The 13,820-nt window shown below is 69.5% G+C and carries 11 protein-coding genes and 1 tRNA gene; 5 read left to right on the top strand and 7 right to left on the bottom strand.

Going from position 1 to position 13,820, the window contains the following annotated elements; genetic code table 11:
- Positions 1–188 precede the first annotated feature (188 nt).
- Positions 189–461, top strand: coding sequence for a hypothetical protein (locus ACGFYP_RS03895; protein WP_393486096.1), 273 nt, complete (start codon positions 189–191; stop codon positions 459–461).
- A gap of 388 nt (positions 462–849) precedes the next feature.
- Here the strand turns inward: ACGFYP_RS03895 and ACGFYP_RS03900 are convergent, their stop codons facing one another.
- Complete coding sequence (locus ACGFYP_RS03900; protein ID WP_393486098.1) at positions 850–1,935, bottom strand: S1 family peptidase; 1,086 nt, start codon at positions 1,933–1,935, stop codon at positions 850–852.
- Between the two features lie 828 nt (positions 1,936–2,763).
- Positions 2,764–3,429, bottom strand: a complete 666-nt coding sequence (locus ACGFYP_RS03905) for a lysophospholipid acyltransferase family protein (RefSeq protein WP_393486100.1) — start codon at positions 3,427–3,429, stop codon at positions 2,764–2,766.
- Positions 3,430–4,048: 619 nt separating this feature from the next.
- Here ACGFYP_RS03905 and ACGFYP_RS03910 point away from each other — a divergent pair.
- On the top strand, positions 4,049–4,654 hold the full coding sequence (locus tag ACGFYP_RS03910; RefSeq protein WP_393486102.1) for a hypothetical protein: 606 nt from the start codon (positions 4,049–4,051) through the stop codon (positions 4,652–4,654).
- Between the two features lie 919 nt (positions 4,655–5,573).
- Here the strand turns inward: ACGFYP_RS03910 and ACGFYP_RS03915 are convergent.
- The 3 genes from ACGFYP_RS03915 to ACGFYP_RS03925 all read right to left on the bottom strand — a co-directional run bounded on the left by ACGFYP_RS03915 (position 5,574) and on the right by ACGFYP_RS03925 (position 10,128).
- Entirely contained in the window at positions 5,574–6,443 is an 870-nt protein-coding gene (locus ACGFYP_RS03915) for an alpha/beta fold hydrolase (RefSeq protein WP_393486104.1), read from the bottom strand.
- Between the two features lie 1,884 nt (positions 6,444–8,327).
- A complete protein-coding gene (locus ACGFYP_RS03920) occupies positions 8,328–9,128 on the bottom strand; it encodes a maleylpyruvate isomerase family mycothiol-dependent enzyme (protein WP_393486106.1) in 801 nt (266 codons plus the stop codon).
- 496 nt (positions 9,129–9,624) lie between these two features.
- On the bottom strand, positions 9,625–10,128 hold the full coding sequence (locus ACGFYP_RS03925) for an N-acetyltransferase (RefSeq protein WP_393486108.1): 504 nt from the start codon (positions 10,126–10,128) through the stop codon (positions 9,625–9,627).
- Between the two features lie 339 nt (positions 10,129–10,467).
- On the opposite strand from ACGFYP_RS03925, the gene ACGFYP_RS03930 reads away from it, so the two are divergent.
- Entirely contained in the window at positions 10,468–11,622 is a 1,155-nt protein-coding gene (locus ACGFYP_RS03930; protein ID WP_393486110.1) for a hypothetical protein, read from the top strand.
- Positions 11,623–11,667: 45 nt separating this feature from the next.
- On the top strand, positions 11,668–11,835 hold the full coding sequence (locus ACGFYP_RS03935) for a transposase (protein WP_393486112.1): 168 nt from the start codon (positions 11,668–11,670) through the stop codon (positions 11,833–11,835).
- 428 nt (positions 11,836–12,263) lie between these two features.
- On the opposite strand, the gene ACGFYP_RS03940 is transcribed toward ACGFYP_RS03935, so the two are convergent.
- Positions 12,264–12,596, bottom strand: coding sequence for a DUF4288 domain-containing protein (locus tag ACGFYP_RS03940; protein ID WP_393486115.1), 333 nt, complete (start codon positions 12,594–12,596; stop codon positions 12,264–12,266).
- A gap of 482 nt (positions 12,597–13,078) precedes the next feature.
- On the opposite strand from ACGFYP_RS03940, the gene ACGFYP_RS03945 reads away from it, so the two are divergent.
- Positions 13,079–13,609 (top strand): transglycosylase SLT domain-containing protein, encoded by a 531-nt coding sequence (locus ACGFYP_RS03945; protein ID WP_393486118.1) that lies wholly within the window; start codon positions 13,079–13,081, stop codon positions 13,607–13,609.
- 86 nt (positions 13,610–13,695) lie between these two features.
- On the opposite strand, the gene ACGFYP_RS03950 is transcribed toward ACGFYP_RS03945, so the two are convergent.
- Positions 13,696–13,769, bottom strand: a tRNA-Met gene (locus ACGFYP_RS03950).
- Between the last annotated feature and the right edge of the window lie 51 nt (positions 13,770–13,820).

The raw sequence follows: 13,820 nt of genomic DNA on the forward strand, positions 1-13,820 counted from the left end.
CGAGGAGGCCGTGGTGCCCCGCGGCCCGTGGGCGGGAACGCAGGCCTCAGTCCCGTGGCGGCAGCAGCGGGCCGAGGCGGGCCGAAGCCGATCAGCTCGTGTTCCGGGCTGAGGACGTCGTGAACGCTGGATGCCATCCTCGTGACCGTTTTCCTGGAACGCCTTCGCCGACCCACGACAAGACGCTGATGATCGGCAACAGCGACAGTGCGGGCGCGGCGGACCGCGACAAGGTGCGGGTCACCCTGCACCACAACCTCTTCGAGAACGTCATCGAGCGGGCGCCGCGCGTCCGCTTCGGCAAGGTCCACGCGTACGACAACCATCTCGTGGTGCCCGCGTCGGGATACGCGTACAGCCTCGGCGTCGGCCAGGAGTCCAGGCTGGTGGCCGAGAAGAACGCGTTCACCTGCCGGCGGGCGTCGGCGTCGGCGTCGGCGTCGGCGTCGGGAAGATCCTGAAGAAGTGGAAGGACGCCCCGGTCACCACCAATGACAACGATGCCAACGGCAGGTCCGTCGACCTCCTCGCCGTCCACAACGCGGAGTTCCCGGACGAGGTGCTGCTCGGGGACGCCAGCTGGACTGCGCTCACCTGGAGTGCGCCTCCGGTGCCCGTTCCGAGAAGGCCGTCGCGACGCTCGCGTACGGCTCACCGCGCGAGCTCCGTCGGCGGTACCCGGGGCTGGGCGCTGCCGACCAACCGGCTCGAGTACCCGCGTGACGCCGTACGGGAGGTCGGGGGCATGGAGCGTCAGGTGCGCAGCACGGCAGGGTCACCTTGGGACGTGACGTGGGACCGTCCCCCTGGTCGGGGAGGACGGTCCCACGGTGGTCGGCGATCCCGCCGTCAGCCGATCTCGGCGCCGAAGGTCGAGAGCGCCTCTGTCACGGGCTGGAAGAACGTCTCGCCACCCGACGAACAGTCGCCGCTGCCTCCCGACGTGAGACCGATGGCCGTGTCACCGGCGAAGAGCGAGCCGCCGCTGTCGCCGGGCTCGGCACAGACAGAGGTCTGGATGAGGCCTTCGACGACATCGCCGTTGCCGTAGTTCACGGTCGCGTCGAGCCCGGTGACCTCGCCGTCGTGGACCTGGGTGGTCGAACCGCTGCGCTGCACCGGCATGCCGACCGTGGCATCGCCCGCCTTGGTGATGGCCTGAGCGCTGCCGTTGTAGAGGTTGACCTCGCTCGGATGCGGGGTGTCGCCGCTGTACTTCACCAGCGCGAAGTCGTTGCCCGGGAACTGGGATTCGACCATCGCGCCGATCGCCGCGCCGCCTGCCGAGTCCGACCACTCGCTGCCGGTATCACCGCAGTGCCCGGCGGTGATGAAGTGCGGCTCGCCGCCCTTCACCACGTTGAAGCCGAGCGAGCAGCGCCCACCGCCGGAGTGGATCGCGTCGCCGCCCGAGGCGAAGGTCTTGAACTCGCCCGCACTGCGCTTGAGCTCGGCCTTGCCACCGAGGTTCCTCACCACCTGCTGCAGTGTGGTGAGCTTCGCCCCCGAGACCGTGCGGTCGGCCGTGACGATCACTTTGTTACTGACCGGGTCCGTGGCCCAGGAGGTGCCCGGTATGGTCGCGTTCTCGGTCAGGGCCTTCCGTGCGGCGCCCAGTTCGGCGAGTGTGTTCTCGACCACCCGCGGCTTGGCACCCGCTGCCCGTACGGTCTGTGCGGCGTCCTCCGACACCACGTTCACAACGAGCGTCTTGGTGCCGGTCTCGTAGTACGCGCCCGCCTCTGCCGCGCCCAGGTCCGTCTTGAGCGAGAGAGCCAGTGTGCCGGCGGCCGGCGCGGTCAGCGCCTTGACGGAGAACTGCTCGGTGCTGTCGGTGGCGTTCGCACTCTGGAACGTGATTCCCGCGATGACCAGAGCGGCGGCCGCTCCGCCTGCGACGGCAGTCCTTCGCGTGGTGATGCGACGGTGCTTCAAAGTGACCTCCTGTGGGGGGCCGTGCCCGGACGAAGTGGGGGTCCGGGTACGGAGGATGACCCGCCGCACTATTCCGATGCGTCGCAGTCGCACACAAGAGCGTGCCGCCGGACGCACAGGCGACAACACGGGTGCGTTTACAGGTTCTTCACCGACAGCGGACCCGCGCGCATGACCGGACGGAGCTCTCGCGCATCGCGTCGCGGCCGCCCCGCAGACGCCCGAGCCTGCTCTCTTGTCCCTCACGGAACCTTCGAGAACGCATCCGTCGCGCCCGGTCCTCACTCTTCGCTTCGGGGGCGACGTGAGAATGCGATGGATTCCTCGGATCGGGCGTAGGTTTGGGCGGCGAGTGCGCCTTCCGGGCGTGCGAGGGGCATGTCCCAGGACATCTGTCAGCAGCGGCGCGTCCACCGCCGCACAGCCGAAGGCGGCGCAGGCATCGAGGAATCACCGGTGAGCGCGCCACCGGGCTGATCGCGCCACCGAATGGGGACCCGCCGGGATGGTCCGGGGCGATCCACCCAAACGAGGGCGGCCCCGCACGAACACGAACTGGATGCCGGTCCGCCGGAACCGGCGTCCGGCAGACCGCCCCCTGCTACCCGGCGAGCGGGCACTCAACAGCCGCCGCAGTTGTAGAACGTCACGTCCCAGTGGTTGCCCTCGTCGGCGTAGACGTTGCCGGCGCCGGACTTCCACTGCGGGGCGCCGTCACCGCGGAAGTCCACTGCTCGGTACGCCCTCGGAGCGCGGGCTCCTGGGCGCGGACGCTGATCTCCGGTCGCGGTCGGCCACCCGGAGGAGGTGGCGGAGCGCAGCGGGTGCTCAGTTGGTCGGGCGCGAGCCGGTCGCCACGCGACGGTCCGCGGCCGTGCGCCAGGCGGACGTGACGGACTGTCGAATCAGGTCGGTCGCGGAGGCGGTGTCTGCGGGCAGGTGTGCTGGAGCGCCGAGGTGGACGTGCAGGCGGGGGCGGCGCAACGGGGCGGTGAGAAGTCCGGCGAGCTGCTTGGCGACGCTGCCGGACGTGATGCGCCGGGCGCCGGCCTGGCCGAGCGGGAGCAACGGGACTCCGGCGCGAATCGCCAGTCGGGCCGGGCCGCTGCGGAAGGTCTGCGGCGGGGCGTCCGACGCGTCCCGGCGGGGCGGAATACAGCCTTCGCCGTACACAAGGACACATCGGCCGGCTCGCAGGGCGGCTTCCGCCTCGGTGAGGGCCTCGGCGGCCCTGGCGGTGCCGCGACGCACGGGCACGTACCCCTCGCGGGTCAGGGCGCCGCCGAGCAACGGGACTCGCCACAGGCCGGCCGCGCAGAGGACGACGGGCTCGATGCTCATACGGCGCAGGGCCGCCAGGACGACGACGGGGTCGGCGAGGCTGGTGTGGTTGGCCACGATCACGGCGCCGCCTTCGGGCGCCCGAGGCACGTCGGCCGTGACGGCGAGCCGCCCCAGGACGGGAACGATCGCGGCGGCGAGACGACTGAGCATGCGGGGCCTTCCTGACTGTCGCGGAATCGACCTCCATCGTCGGGGTCGCGCTCCCCCGAAGGCCTGGGCGCAGCTACTCAATCACCCATGCGTTCATCGGGCCCGCGGCTGAGTACCTCGCGCGCCGAGGTCGGCCTCTTGCCCCGTGGGACAGGCGAGCGGGGCGGCCTGCGAGCCCCCGGGGGAGCTCCGCAGATCCCAGCGCCGGCGCGAGGCACCGAGTACGGGCAGCGGTCGAGCTGTGCGTCAACCGGATCGAGCAGTGACGGGGCCGACCATGCGAAGGGACAAGCTCGCCCCAGCCTGCCAGGCCGCACTCAACTGAGCCGCCATCCTCGCATGCCCCGGAATCTCTGGGACGAGATCGACACCACGTAGGGGATCCCCGCAGGCGCGGGGTGTCGTCGAAGCCCTCGAGGTAGGGCCGCTGCTCAGGTTCGTGGCGGAGTGGGCTGCCGACCACGTCAGGCGTCCTGATCCTCACTCACCGGGGCCCGGCCGCGCGTCGTGTCACGGGGTTTGTCCGCGCAAGGAGGTGGAAGAGTCGAATCCGACGTGTTCGGCTGAGCCGCGCCCGGCGACCGGTCGTCCTCGACGCCTTTGACCGAAGGGGCCGCCGATGCGCCTGTACGCTCAGACACCTGCTCGTCGGAACCGTCAGGTGCTCGTGGATCTGATCGCCGTACTCCTGATCGCCGCGGTGGTGTGGTGCGCCCTCACGGTCCGCGAAGCGATCATGCTTCTGGCTGAGCCGGGGCGGAAGGTCGAAAGCTCGGGCGACAGCTTGGCCACTGAACTCGGCAACGCCGGCGATGCGGCATCGGACGTGCCGCTCGTCGGCGGCCTGCTCTCGAAACCGCTCCAGTCCGCCGCTGACGCCAGTACCGGGTTTGCCGACGCCGGTGAATCTCTGCAGCATGCTGTCAGCCAGGTGGCCACCTTGACCACAACGGTTCTGATCGTCGTCCCGGTGGCCTTCGTACTGCTGCTGTGGCTCCCCCCGCGGCTGCGCTGGATCCGGCGCAGTACGGCCATCCGACGACTCGTCGACGCGCCCGGAGGCGTTGACCTGCTCGCCCTGCGTGCTCTCACCGGCCCGCCTGGCGACCTGGCCGCGCTCCCGGTCCCTCCAGGCGGACTGGCCGACGCCTGGCGCCGGGGGGACCAGCTCGTCATCGCCGACCTCTGCAAGGTCGCACTCAGGCGGGCCGGCTTGCGGCCCTGACGGGCACTTCCCGCTCAGAGCGACCCTGCCTGGTCCCAGCGGTCCGCGGCCGGTCGCCCGCGCTCGCCCGGCGCTGAAGCACTGGATGGGAGAAGCGTGCGACGACGGGCCACCTCCCGCACAGTGCAATGCGAGGACGTGGGACCCCCGGGGCAACGTCCCGCGGGCTGGGGCTCCTCCGGCTCCACCATCTTCGCCGTCGAGTCGGCCCCCTGGGTCGACGGCCCGAGGATGGGCACGACGCGGGCCGACGTCGACCGAAGCACCGCGTCCGCGAGGCGTTGACGTACACGCCGGTCGAGTTCGCCTCGACGAGGTCCCAGCGGCGGCCGAGCCGTCGCTGGGGTCTCACCCCGGACCCGGGGGGCGCAGGCCAGGCACAGCAGCCGGTGACGGTTCGAGCGGGCGGGTTGGGAGGGCCCGTCGTACGAACCTGCCATGACCGGACCGTCGTACGCGACCTACACCAGGCTGCCGCCCTGGGCGTACTCCAGAACCGCGCAGCCAAGCAGTGCCTGGCCGGCGGTCCAGGCGCGTCGGTGTCGGGCGACCACCGAGACGGCACTGCACTGCAGTCCTCACCGTCGTAGCGGGTGCGACGGACCGGGAGTTCTTGAGCCGGTTGGTCGTGCGCTCGGCCACGTTGCAGCGTGTGCGGATCTCGCTGTCGAAGCCGGTGGGCGCCTGGCGTTGACCGACTCACCACCCGGGCCCCGGCCCCTCACCGTTCTGTGGTGGCCGCAGACCGAGGTGACGTCCCGCGACAGTGCTCCCTCATCAGCGGTCTACGAGAACAAGTCGCCCCACTTCCTTGAGCTGGTGCACGAGCACAGCCTGTCCGGGCGGCACTCGTACGCAGCGCCCCGGGCACCCCCGTCGCCGAATCCGGCGGCGGGGAGGCCCGGGGCGCCGGAACGCCTCAGACGAGGCTGGCCAACAGCTCCGCGAAGACCTGCGGCCGGCTGAAGTAGCCGACGTGCGAGGTGGCCAGGGCGCACACGTCGAACGGGTTGTCCGGAGTCAGGGCGTCAGCTTTGCGGATCATGTAGTCCTGGACGGCCGGAGGGAAGCTCCTGTCCTCGGTGAGTCGGACGAAGGTGTGCGGGACGCGTCCCCATCCGTCCGCCCGGACGACCGCACCTGGCTCCAGCACCGCGTAGTTCTCGTCCGGGTCCATGGAGTCCAGCAGCACCCGGAACTGGTGGTCGGTGGAGTCGGCCATGACCGCGTACTTCAGTTCGGCGAACAGGTGCGGGTCGGCGTGCGCACTGCGCCAGTTCAGCCGAACCACGCCCTGATCCTGGCCGTCCGCGTGGGGCACGGTGATCCGCGCGGCCAGGGCGTCGAGCAGGTTGTCGTCGACCACGTCCCACGGCTCGGTGAGCATGGCCGGGTCGCTGAGGCATACCGCCGATAGGTAGACAACGCGGTGAAGGAGTTCTGGCGCGGCGTTGGCGACGGCGCTGATGGTCAGACCGCCGAGACTGTTGCCGACCAGGACGACGGGTCCGGTCACGGTCAGGCGACGCAGGACTCCCAGCACGTGGCGCACGTTGTCCTGCAACGTGACACCCCGCATCGGCGAGGGGGCGGCGGCCAGCTCGGTGATGTCCTGCGGCAGGCGGTAGTAGGCGGCGGGGCCGTCAGCGGCGTCGCCGTGACCGGGCAGGTCGACGGCATGCGAACGGTGTCCGAGCAGGGCCAGTTCGTTCTGCAACGGGCCCCAGGCCCGGGCGTTGCTGGAGCCGCCGTGAACGAATACGAACGTTGGGCGCATGGTTGCGCGCATGGTGAAGATCCTCGTCATCCTGAGGCGAACGGTGGACGTGGGACCTGGTGTCGGCGAAGGCCGACCCCACGGTCAGAGCGCCGACCGGGTACGGGTTGCCTGCCAGTTGTGGATGACGGAACACATGGTCGTGATCGTAACGCGCCCAGGGCGGACCGACGAGAGGATTCGGCAACTCAGCTGCGCATCGCGACTGGTTGCTGGTCGGGAACTGGCCGGGCGGGGTTCCGGGCTCGCGGGCGTTCGATCTCGGTTCCGCGTCCGGGGTGTGGTTGTCGAACCAGGACCGTGCGCAGCACGATGCCGCCGGCGACGGCCGTCCACCGGCAATGCCAAGTGACCTTTGACGGTCCGGTGCGTCCAGTGGAGTTGGTGGCCGATGGCGGCCGTGGCCGGCCTCCAGCATGGTGTGGACCGTGGCGTAGCTGTCCCGGATGCGATGGGCGGACCGGTCGCTCTTCCAGGGCGAGGCTCGTCCCCACGGGCGGTGCGCGTTCGTCGGATCCCTTCTCAACCTGTTCGGGACGCGCAACCGCTGGCGGTGGCGGGCACCTCGATACCCGGTCATTGCGCCAGCCCGCTTGGCCAAGCGGCCCGTTCGGCGGCCTCGCTGAGGTTGTGCCACAGATGTCACCGGTCAGCGACCTGGACCGCCCGGCTTGCCCCGACTGCGTGCCCTCCGCCAAGGACCCGGCACGTTTCGGCCGATCACCTCGATCCCCGGACATTGCGCCAGCCCGCTCGGCCAGGCTTGACGCCTCCCGGTCAGCCGGCAGGTCAACCAGCCACCGGGGCTCGCCATCGACCAGCGCCGTGCCGTGGACGCGGCCCTTGCGTGTCGCGTACCTGTCGACGCCGACCACCGCCTGAGCGGAGCCGGACGGGGCGGACCAGGCAGAGTCGCCCACCCCGTCCGTGGGCAGTTACCGCAGGCCCGGGCGCTGGTGAGCGGCGAATCCCCGGGTTTTCGGGGCGCCGCCGGGGGTCAGTGCTCGGGCTTGGGGGGCCGCGGCATCAGCGGCGCCGCCGCCTCGTCCAAGTGACCTTCGTGTTCAGGAAGGCCGAGACGATACGGCTTCCCGTACGCCGAGGGCTGGGACGTGCCGGCGACAACGGTCAGCGGCCTGTTCACCTTGTGGGGCCTCCTGCCGCTAGCCCTGACGTTCGCGTATCACCGTCGCCGGCGCTCCCATTGAGCTGGCCTACCGGCCTGGGTGTCGGCAACAGTTCGCAAGTTCGTCGAGTACCACGCTACCCATCCCCGATCCCGCCCGAGCGGATCGAGTCCGTCGGGTCCCCAGGTGATCCCGACTACGACCGGTTCCCCGAACTGCCACGCGGCTGACACCCGCAGCCGCGCTTCCCCGGACGGTTGCGGCCCCGTGACGTAGGCATCGCCGCTGGGGCCTTGGCCTCCGTCGGTACGCGGCTCGGCCTCTACCAGCGCACGCTCGGCCGGCGGGAGTCGGCGCGAGACCGACCTGGCAGTCCGTCGCGGCTGTCAGCACCAACCCGTCCCGGCCCGTCAGTGACAACTAACAGGCCGCTAAGGGCTGTCCAGCGATGCGGATCAGTTCGTGCCATGTCAGGCCAGTTCCCGAGAAATCTCCTTCCCAGCTGGCGATCTGCTGGGCGTAGCTCTTGCCTGTATGGGTGAGGAGGTAGTCGGTGCCGTAGTCGCCGACCAGGATCGGGACGACGGCAGTCGCGTCGCTTCTCGTGATCGCTGGGACGGACAAATTCGCACTGCCATCCAGGTAGACGGTCGGCTTGGTGACGCCCCGAGGCCACCTCGCGGGTTTGAGCCCGGTGCCGCGAATGACGAACCTGGCGAAGAGTCGTGTCCTACCGGCTCGAGGCGCGGCCAACCGCCCCCGCTACGTCCTACTTCTCCTCCGGCTCCCAGGCGCGGAGCAGGTCGAGCAGCCCTGCGTCGCCGTCAACGTGCAAGGAGTCGGCCTGGATCCGGTCGTACAGGTAGAGGACCAGCTCGCTGGCCGTGCCGTGGACGGAGGCGCCGGCTGCGTCCGAGTCCTCGCCGGTCGCGGCGGTGGGAGCGGGGATGCGGGTGATGCGTGCGCCGTCGCCGTCGACGGTGAGGCGCCAGGAGCGGCCCTCGGCGGCGTGGAAGTCGAAGGCCGTGGGCTTGTGCGGCCAGGCACTCGGCGTTGCGCAGACGGTGAACAGGAACTCCTCCACACCGTCGAGTGCCAGCTCGACCGGCAGCGGCTGCGGGGAGCCCCCGGCGAGCTGGGCGTCGTAGGTGTGCACCGCGGTCTCCTGGACCCGGTGCCGGGCGGTGCCGCCGGCGGTCTGCGGTGACTGCGACGCGGGCCACCACGTCCAGCAACCGCTCTCCGGTCCCGCCGCGCGCAGGGCGCCCAGCAGAAGCTGCGTCGACGCGTCCAGCCAGGCCAGCAGGGCCTCACGCTCCTGCGGCACTTCCAGCGCGGCGCGCGCGGCAACGGCCTCGGCAGGGGGCGCGTCGGCGGGCCCCGCGCCGACGATGGCGGCCCAGAAGCGGTCTCCCCCGCCCAGGTGCTTCACCAGATCGAACAGCGTCCACCCGGGGCAGGTCGGCACCTGCGCGTCGAGACCGGGCGCGGCGGCGACCACGGCGCGGAAGGCGGTCGACCGTTCATCGATCAGTCGCAACAGGTCAGGGAACTCAAGATTCTTTTCCACGCCGGGTGTCTATCACCGTGCTCCGGTGATCGGACAGCGATTTTCACAGTCGCCGCCGGTTGGCCATGCAGACGTCCTCGCCTCCCACCGCTCGGGCGACAAGCTGCGCACTGCTGCGAGGACGCTGGTGGTGGCGGTACGCCAGGCGTCGTGCCTGTGGGTGCTCTGCCCTCGCCTTGTGGCCGGGCACCTCGGCGACGTGACATCCACCCGGTGCGCGCGGTCATGCTGCCGCTCAGTGTGATGGACGCGGAGGTCACGATGGCGGAGGAGGAGCGGTCGGGTCGGGAGTTGAGGTGACTCCCGTTCGACCAGCACTCCTCAAGTTCGGAACAACAACAGCCACTGAGGCACAGGGCCTCCTGACGCTCGAAGGACTTCAACACCCATGAGCTGTGCGGGAGGCTCTGCTTTCATTCAACGGCCACGAGCCGATCACCCAACCGAGGACCCAAGTTCGCCCCGCAACCGAGCCTCTCGGTACGACAAAAGCTACTTACGCGTCGGAGTGCTCCGGCAGGGTGAGCCAGTCCGACCAGGAGATCTCTCGGCCGAGGAATCGCGGCTGCTCGAACGGCCAGTCGGCGGCGATCCACTGCGGCACCAGCTCATCGAGGGCCTGCTCGACCTTGCTGTCCACCAGCTCGTCCACCACCCACCAGGAGATCTCGCCGTCCGCGCCGGCCTTCTCCGGTGGGTCGATGTAGACGCAGCCGAGCAGAGCTGTCTCCGCCGCGTCGAACAGCGCATAGTTGAAAGACTGGTGTGCGGCGATCTCCTTCTCGTGCCGCAACAGGTCGGCCTGGTCGGCCTCGTAGGTCATGGTGGCCGCAGGCCAGCCCCAGGCTGGGCCGTAGATGGTCCACAGCCGCTCGCGCGAACCCATCACAGCCGGATAGTCGAGCGGGGTGTCCGCCTCCCGGATCGGCCGCAGGTGATGACCACTGCCCGGCAGCGGTACCAGGACGGGATGGGCGAAGTTGTCGGGGAGCCAGCTCATAGCGCCCGACCGTATCAGCGCGCGGCACTCCGCTTCTTTGGATCTTGCCCGTACCGCCAGGACCGGCTCTCATGCCGGGCAATGCCCGCGATCACCCGATCGAGACTCCCGTTCGAGACTTCCGTTCGAGACTTCCGTTCGAGACTTCCGTTCGATCGACAGACTCCATGATCGGTACGGCAACGGCTTCCAAGACACGGCATATGACGGGGTCTGGCCAGCACCCGTGGGAGCTCACACCAGGAAGCGTGCCCCGCCGGGCCGGTGCGGGCTGGTGGACTCTGCCGCTCGGGCCGCGGACCATACTGGTCGAGCCCCGATCACCCACTGGACGGTTCCATGGCCAAGAGCAGCTCTTCATCGACCACTGTCCCCGGTAACACATGGCTCGGACGTGGGCGTCACCTCGGTCCCGAGGCCGAGCGTGACGTCCGACGCAATCTGCTCGCCCTCAAGGCGGCCAGAGTGATCGACGACTTCCTCGACCTCGACCCCGTCGAGGCGGCCCGCTCGACCGATCTGTTCCCCCGGGACGAGTCCGCCGACCCTGGCCCCTCGGCCCGCCGCCTGTTCGAAGCACGCTGGCGCGTCACGGGCAACGTCACGGTGCGCGCTCAACTGACGACCTACGAGCCTGAGTCCCGCCGCACCGACAACGAGAGTGAGGTCGCCTGGGTGCTGGCCGCCGAGGCGGAGCGGGCGTGGGATGCGAGCTGGCCTTCACCCGCCACCGTGTTCTGGCCCGACAGCGACCAGGTCGCCTGGGATCACGACAGGGTGCCGGGCGGGCGTCTACGAACGACCAATTACCTGCCCAAAGACGATGGCGAGTTGCGGCGCCTGCTGCGAGACTGCGCCCGGCAGAGCTGGTTCATCCATGTCGTGGTGCACGAGGCGATGACGCCGGACGCGCTGGGGCGGCGGCCGGTCACGGCATTCCTGCCACCGAGTCTCAAGCACCAAGTGATCGAGCACCGGGCCACGCCGGAGCAGGCGCTGATCGCCGACTTCGCGATGAAGCGTGAGCTGGGCGTCGGGCTACCGCGCGGCGGGGCCGTCGTCCTGCCCCCCGCACCTCAGACCCTGGGCTACGACGCGGAACGCTTCACTGTAGGCAACGTCTTCCTCGACGGTACCGAGCCGACCGGACTCCTGGAAAAGATCGTGGAGTTCGCCTCGCTGCCACGACCGCTGCCGGCCGACGCCGAACAAGCCCTGGGACGACTACGCCAAGGCTGGCACCTGCTCACCCCCGACGAGGAACTCGTCCACGCACGGGCCATGGTCACCCGGTACGCCGAAGCGCTCAAGGCCATGACAGCATCCTGCGACCTCTACCGTGAGGCGGCCGAGTCGGCACACGCCGCGCTCGCCGAAGCCACCAGCGGCAACAACACACCTCGCCCACCCGCACCGGCTACGGCCGATCAGGGCACCTCACCGCTGAAAACCCTCACGAAGTCGCTCGCCCTCTTCCGCAGACCTGACCGCTAGGCCGCGTATCGAAAGTGGATCTTGAGCGATGGATGATCTCTGGTCATGGGGCGGGGAGACCTCACGGACGAGCCGTGGGCGGTGCCGGAGTCGTTGTTGCTGGAGGGCGCGGAGGGAGGGCGGCCGCCGGCCTGGCCTCGGCGGCAGCTGATCGACGGCGTACGGTTCCGGGTCCGGACCGACGTGCCGTGGCGGGACGTGCACGCCGGCTAGTGGCCGTGGGGCCGGTCTACGACTGTTCCGCCGATGGCAGCGGGACGGCACCTGACACCGGGTCCTGACCCGGCTCCAGGCCCTGGCCGACGGAGAGCGCCGACTCCACGGTGTGCCGTGCCCACCAGCATGAGGCCGGGGCCCGGAGCAGGGTGATCTGCCGGAGGAACCACCGGGCGGTGTGTTCACCGAGCCTGGTGGTCAGGGACTGAGACGCTCGCGCGGCGGGTTCACCACCAAGCTGCACCTGGCTGCGCGGCGATGATCCAGACGCGGTTCACCATCAACGCGAAGTAACCGCCTGGCGGCCAGCACGGGCGGGATGGAACAGCCCCCACTCGCGGCGCTTTCGATACACGGCCTCATGGTGAAAGGTAAGGGTGACCGAGAACCTCGGCCTGTTGCCGGCCCAACTGCCGTGAACGACATCACTCACCCACGTCAGTGTGTGCCGGTCCTGAGTCGTAGCGGTCGAGAAACTCGTTCGACGGGAGGTCGAGCGCATGGAGCTTGGAGAACACCTCCGTACCCGCGCCTACCTCCTCGTCGCCGTCGGAGATCCGGTAGGTCTGCATCATGTCGAGGACTTCGAAGTCGTTCTCCCCCGCATACTCGGCCGACTCCCGCTCAGCCAGTTCGAGGGCATCGTCGAGGGACCGCGCCCGGAACAGGACGACGCGCTCCTCGTAGGGGCGGTTCTCCCAGGTCAGCCACCGATAGAAGGTCCTGACGCTGTACCACGACTTCGGCTCTTGTGTCATCGCCGGTCTGCCCTATCCCCTCGCGCTACACCGTGATCACTGTAAAGAAAGATCCACTTCCGCAACAGGCCCTAGCGGGCCTCGACGAGCGCTACGCCCTGGCTGCGTCCGGAGCGTGAGCCGGTTCGACCGGTGAGTGACGAGATCGCCAGGGCAGGGGCCGTGGCTGTGATGCCCCGCACAGGAGCCACGTCACGTCCTAAGGGAGGTAGTACGCGGGGGTCCCGCGATCCCGTGCCCAGGTGGATTGCGACAGGGCTTTGAGGGATTTGCTATGTGGTGGGGTAGTACGTCACACCCTTGCGCTCGGCTCGGAGCGCCCCTAACCATGGCTGTCGTTCCGGGGATCCCGGTGCGGGGCCCGACAGCAGAGCAGGTTCGCTCGACCGCCCCGGCCACCTCGCGGAGTACTGCTCCGCTTCCGCCGCCACCGCATGCGGTCGGCATCCCCACGTCGTCGCCAGATGGAGAGTTACTCGCGTATGACCGCCCCCACGCAGAACACCACCAGCCGCATCGCCCGATTCCGCAAGCTGTCCGTCGCAGGCATGGCCACAGCGGGTGCCGCAGCAGCGGCGCTCACGCTGATCCCGTCGCCCGCTCAGGCAGCCCCGGTGTCGGCGAATGTCTCGGCGTCCCAGGTGTCAGCGGCGGATGCTCCGGCGGCGAAGAAGGCGAAGAAGAAGCAGTACGCCGACAACCTCGACGGCTGGATCAAGGAAGCGCTGGACATCATGAAGTCCGAGCGGATCCCCGGCAGCTACGAGGGCCTGCACCGCAACATCATGCGTGAGTCCTCCGGCAACCCGAACGCCCAGAACAACTGGGACGTGAACGCGCAGAACGGCACGCCGTCGAAGGGCCTGCTCCAGGTCATCCAGCCGACCTTCGACGCCTACCACGTCGCCGGCACCCCGCGTGACCTGACCGACCCGGTCGCGAACATCACTGCGGCCGCCAACTACGCGGCCGACAAGTACGGCTCCATCGACAACGTCGACTCCGCCTACTGATCGTCCCTTCCCAGGCAGCTCCTGGCTCCGGCAGCCGTGCCGGGAACGCGACAAGGGGCCCGGCTGTGCCGGGCCCCTTGTTTTCGTAGCGGGGACAGGATTTGAACCTGCGACCTCTGGGTTATGAGCCCAGCGAGCTACCGAGCTGCTCCACCCCGCGTCGGTAAGTCCACTCTACACAGTGACTCTCGCGGGGTCGCACGCATTTCCC

The organism is Streptomyces sp. NPDC048370 (genome assembly GCF_043200825.1).
Taxonomy (GTDB): Bacteria; Actinomycetota; Actinomycetes; order Streptomycetales; family Streptomycetaceae; genus Streptomyces.

Excerpts from the sequence above, each read along its gene's own strand:
- ACGFYP_RS03895 (WP_393486096.1), top strand. The coding sequence starts at position 189 with ATGATCGGCAACAGCGACAGTGCGGGCGCGGCGGACCGCGACAAGGTG.
- ACGFYP_RS03905 (WP_393486100.1), bottom strand. The coding sequence starts at position 3,429 with ATGCTCAGTCGTCTCGCCGCCGCGATCGTTCCCGTCCTGGGGCGGCTC.
- ACGFYP_RS03910 (WP_393486102.1), top strand. The coding sequence starts at position 4,049 with ATGCGCCTGTACGCTCAGACACCTGCTCGTCGGAACCGTCAGGTGCTC.
- ACGFYP_RS03915 (WP_393486104.1), bottom strand. The coding sequence starts at position 6,443 with ATGCGCGCAACCATGCGCCCAACGTTCGTATTCGTTCACGGCGGCTCC.
- ACGFYP_RS03925 (WP_393486108.1), bottom strand. The coding sequence starts at position 10,128 with ATGAGCTGGCTCCCCGACAACTTCGCCCATCCCGTCCTGGTACCGCTG.
- ACGFYP_RS03930 (WP_393486110.1), top strand. The coding sequence starts at position 10,468 with ATGGCCAAGAGCAGCTCTTCATCGACCACTGTCCCCGGTAACACATGG.
- ACGFYP_RS03935 (WP_393486112.1), top strand. The coding sequence starts at position 11,668 with ATGGGGCGGGGAGACCTCACGGACGAGCCGTGGGCGGTGCCGGAGTCG.
- ACGFYP_RS03940 (WP_393486115.1), bottom strand. The coding sequence starts at position 12,596 with ATGACACAAGAGCCGAAGTCGTGGTACAGCGTCAGGACCTTCTATCGG.
- ACGFYP_RS03945 (WP_393486118.1), top strand. The coding sequence starts at position 13,079 with ATGACCGCCCCCACGCAGAACACCACCAGCCGCATCGCCCGATTCCGC.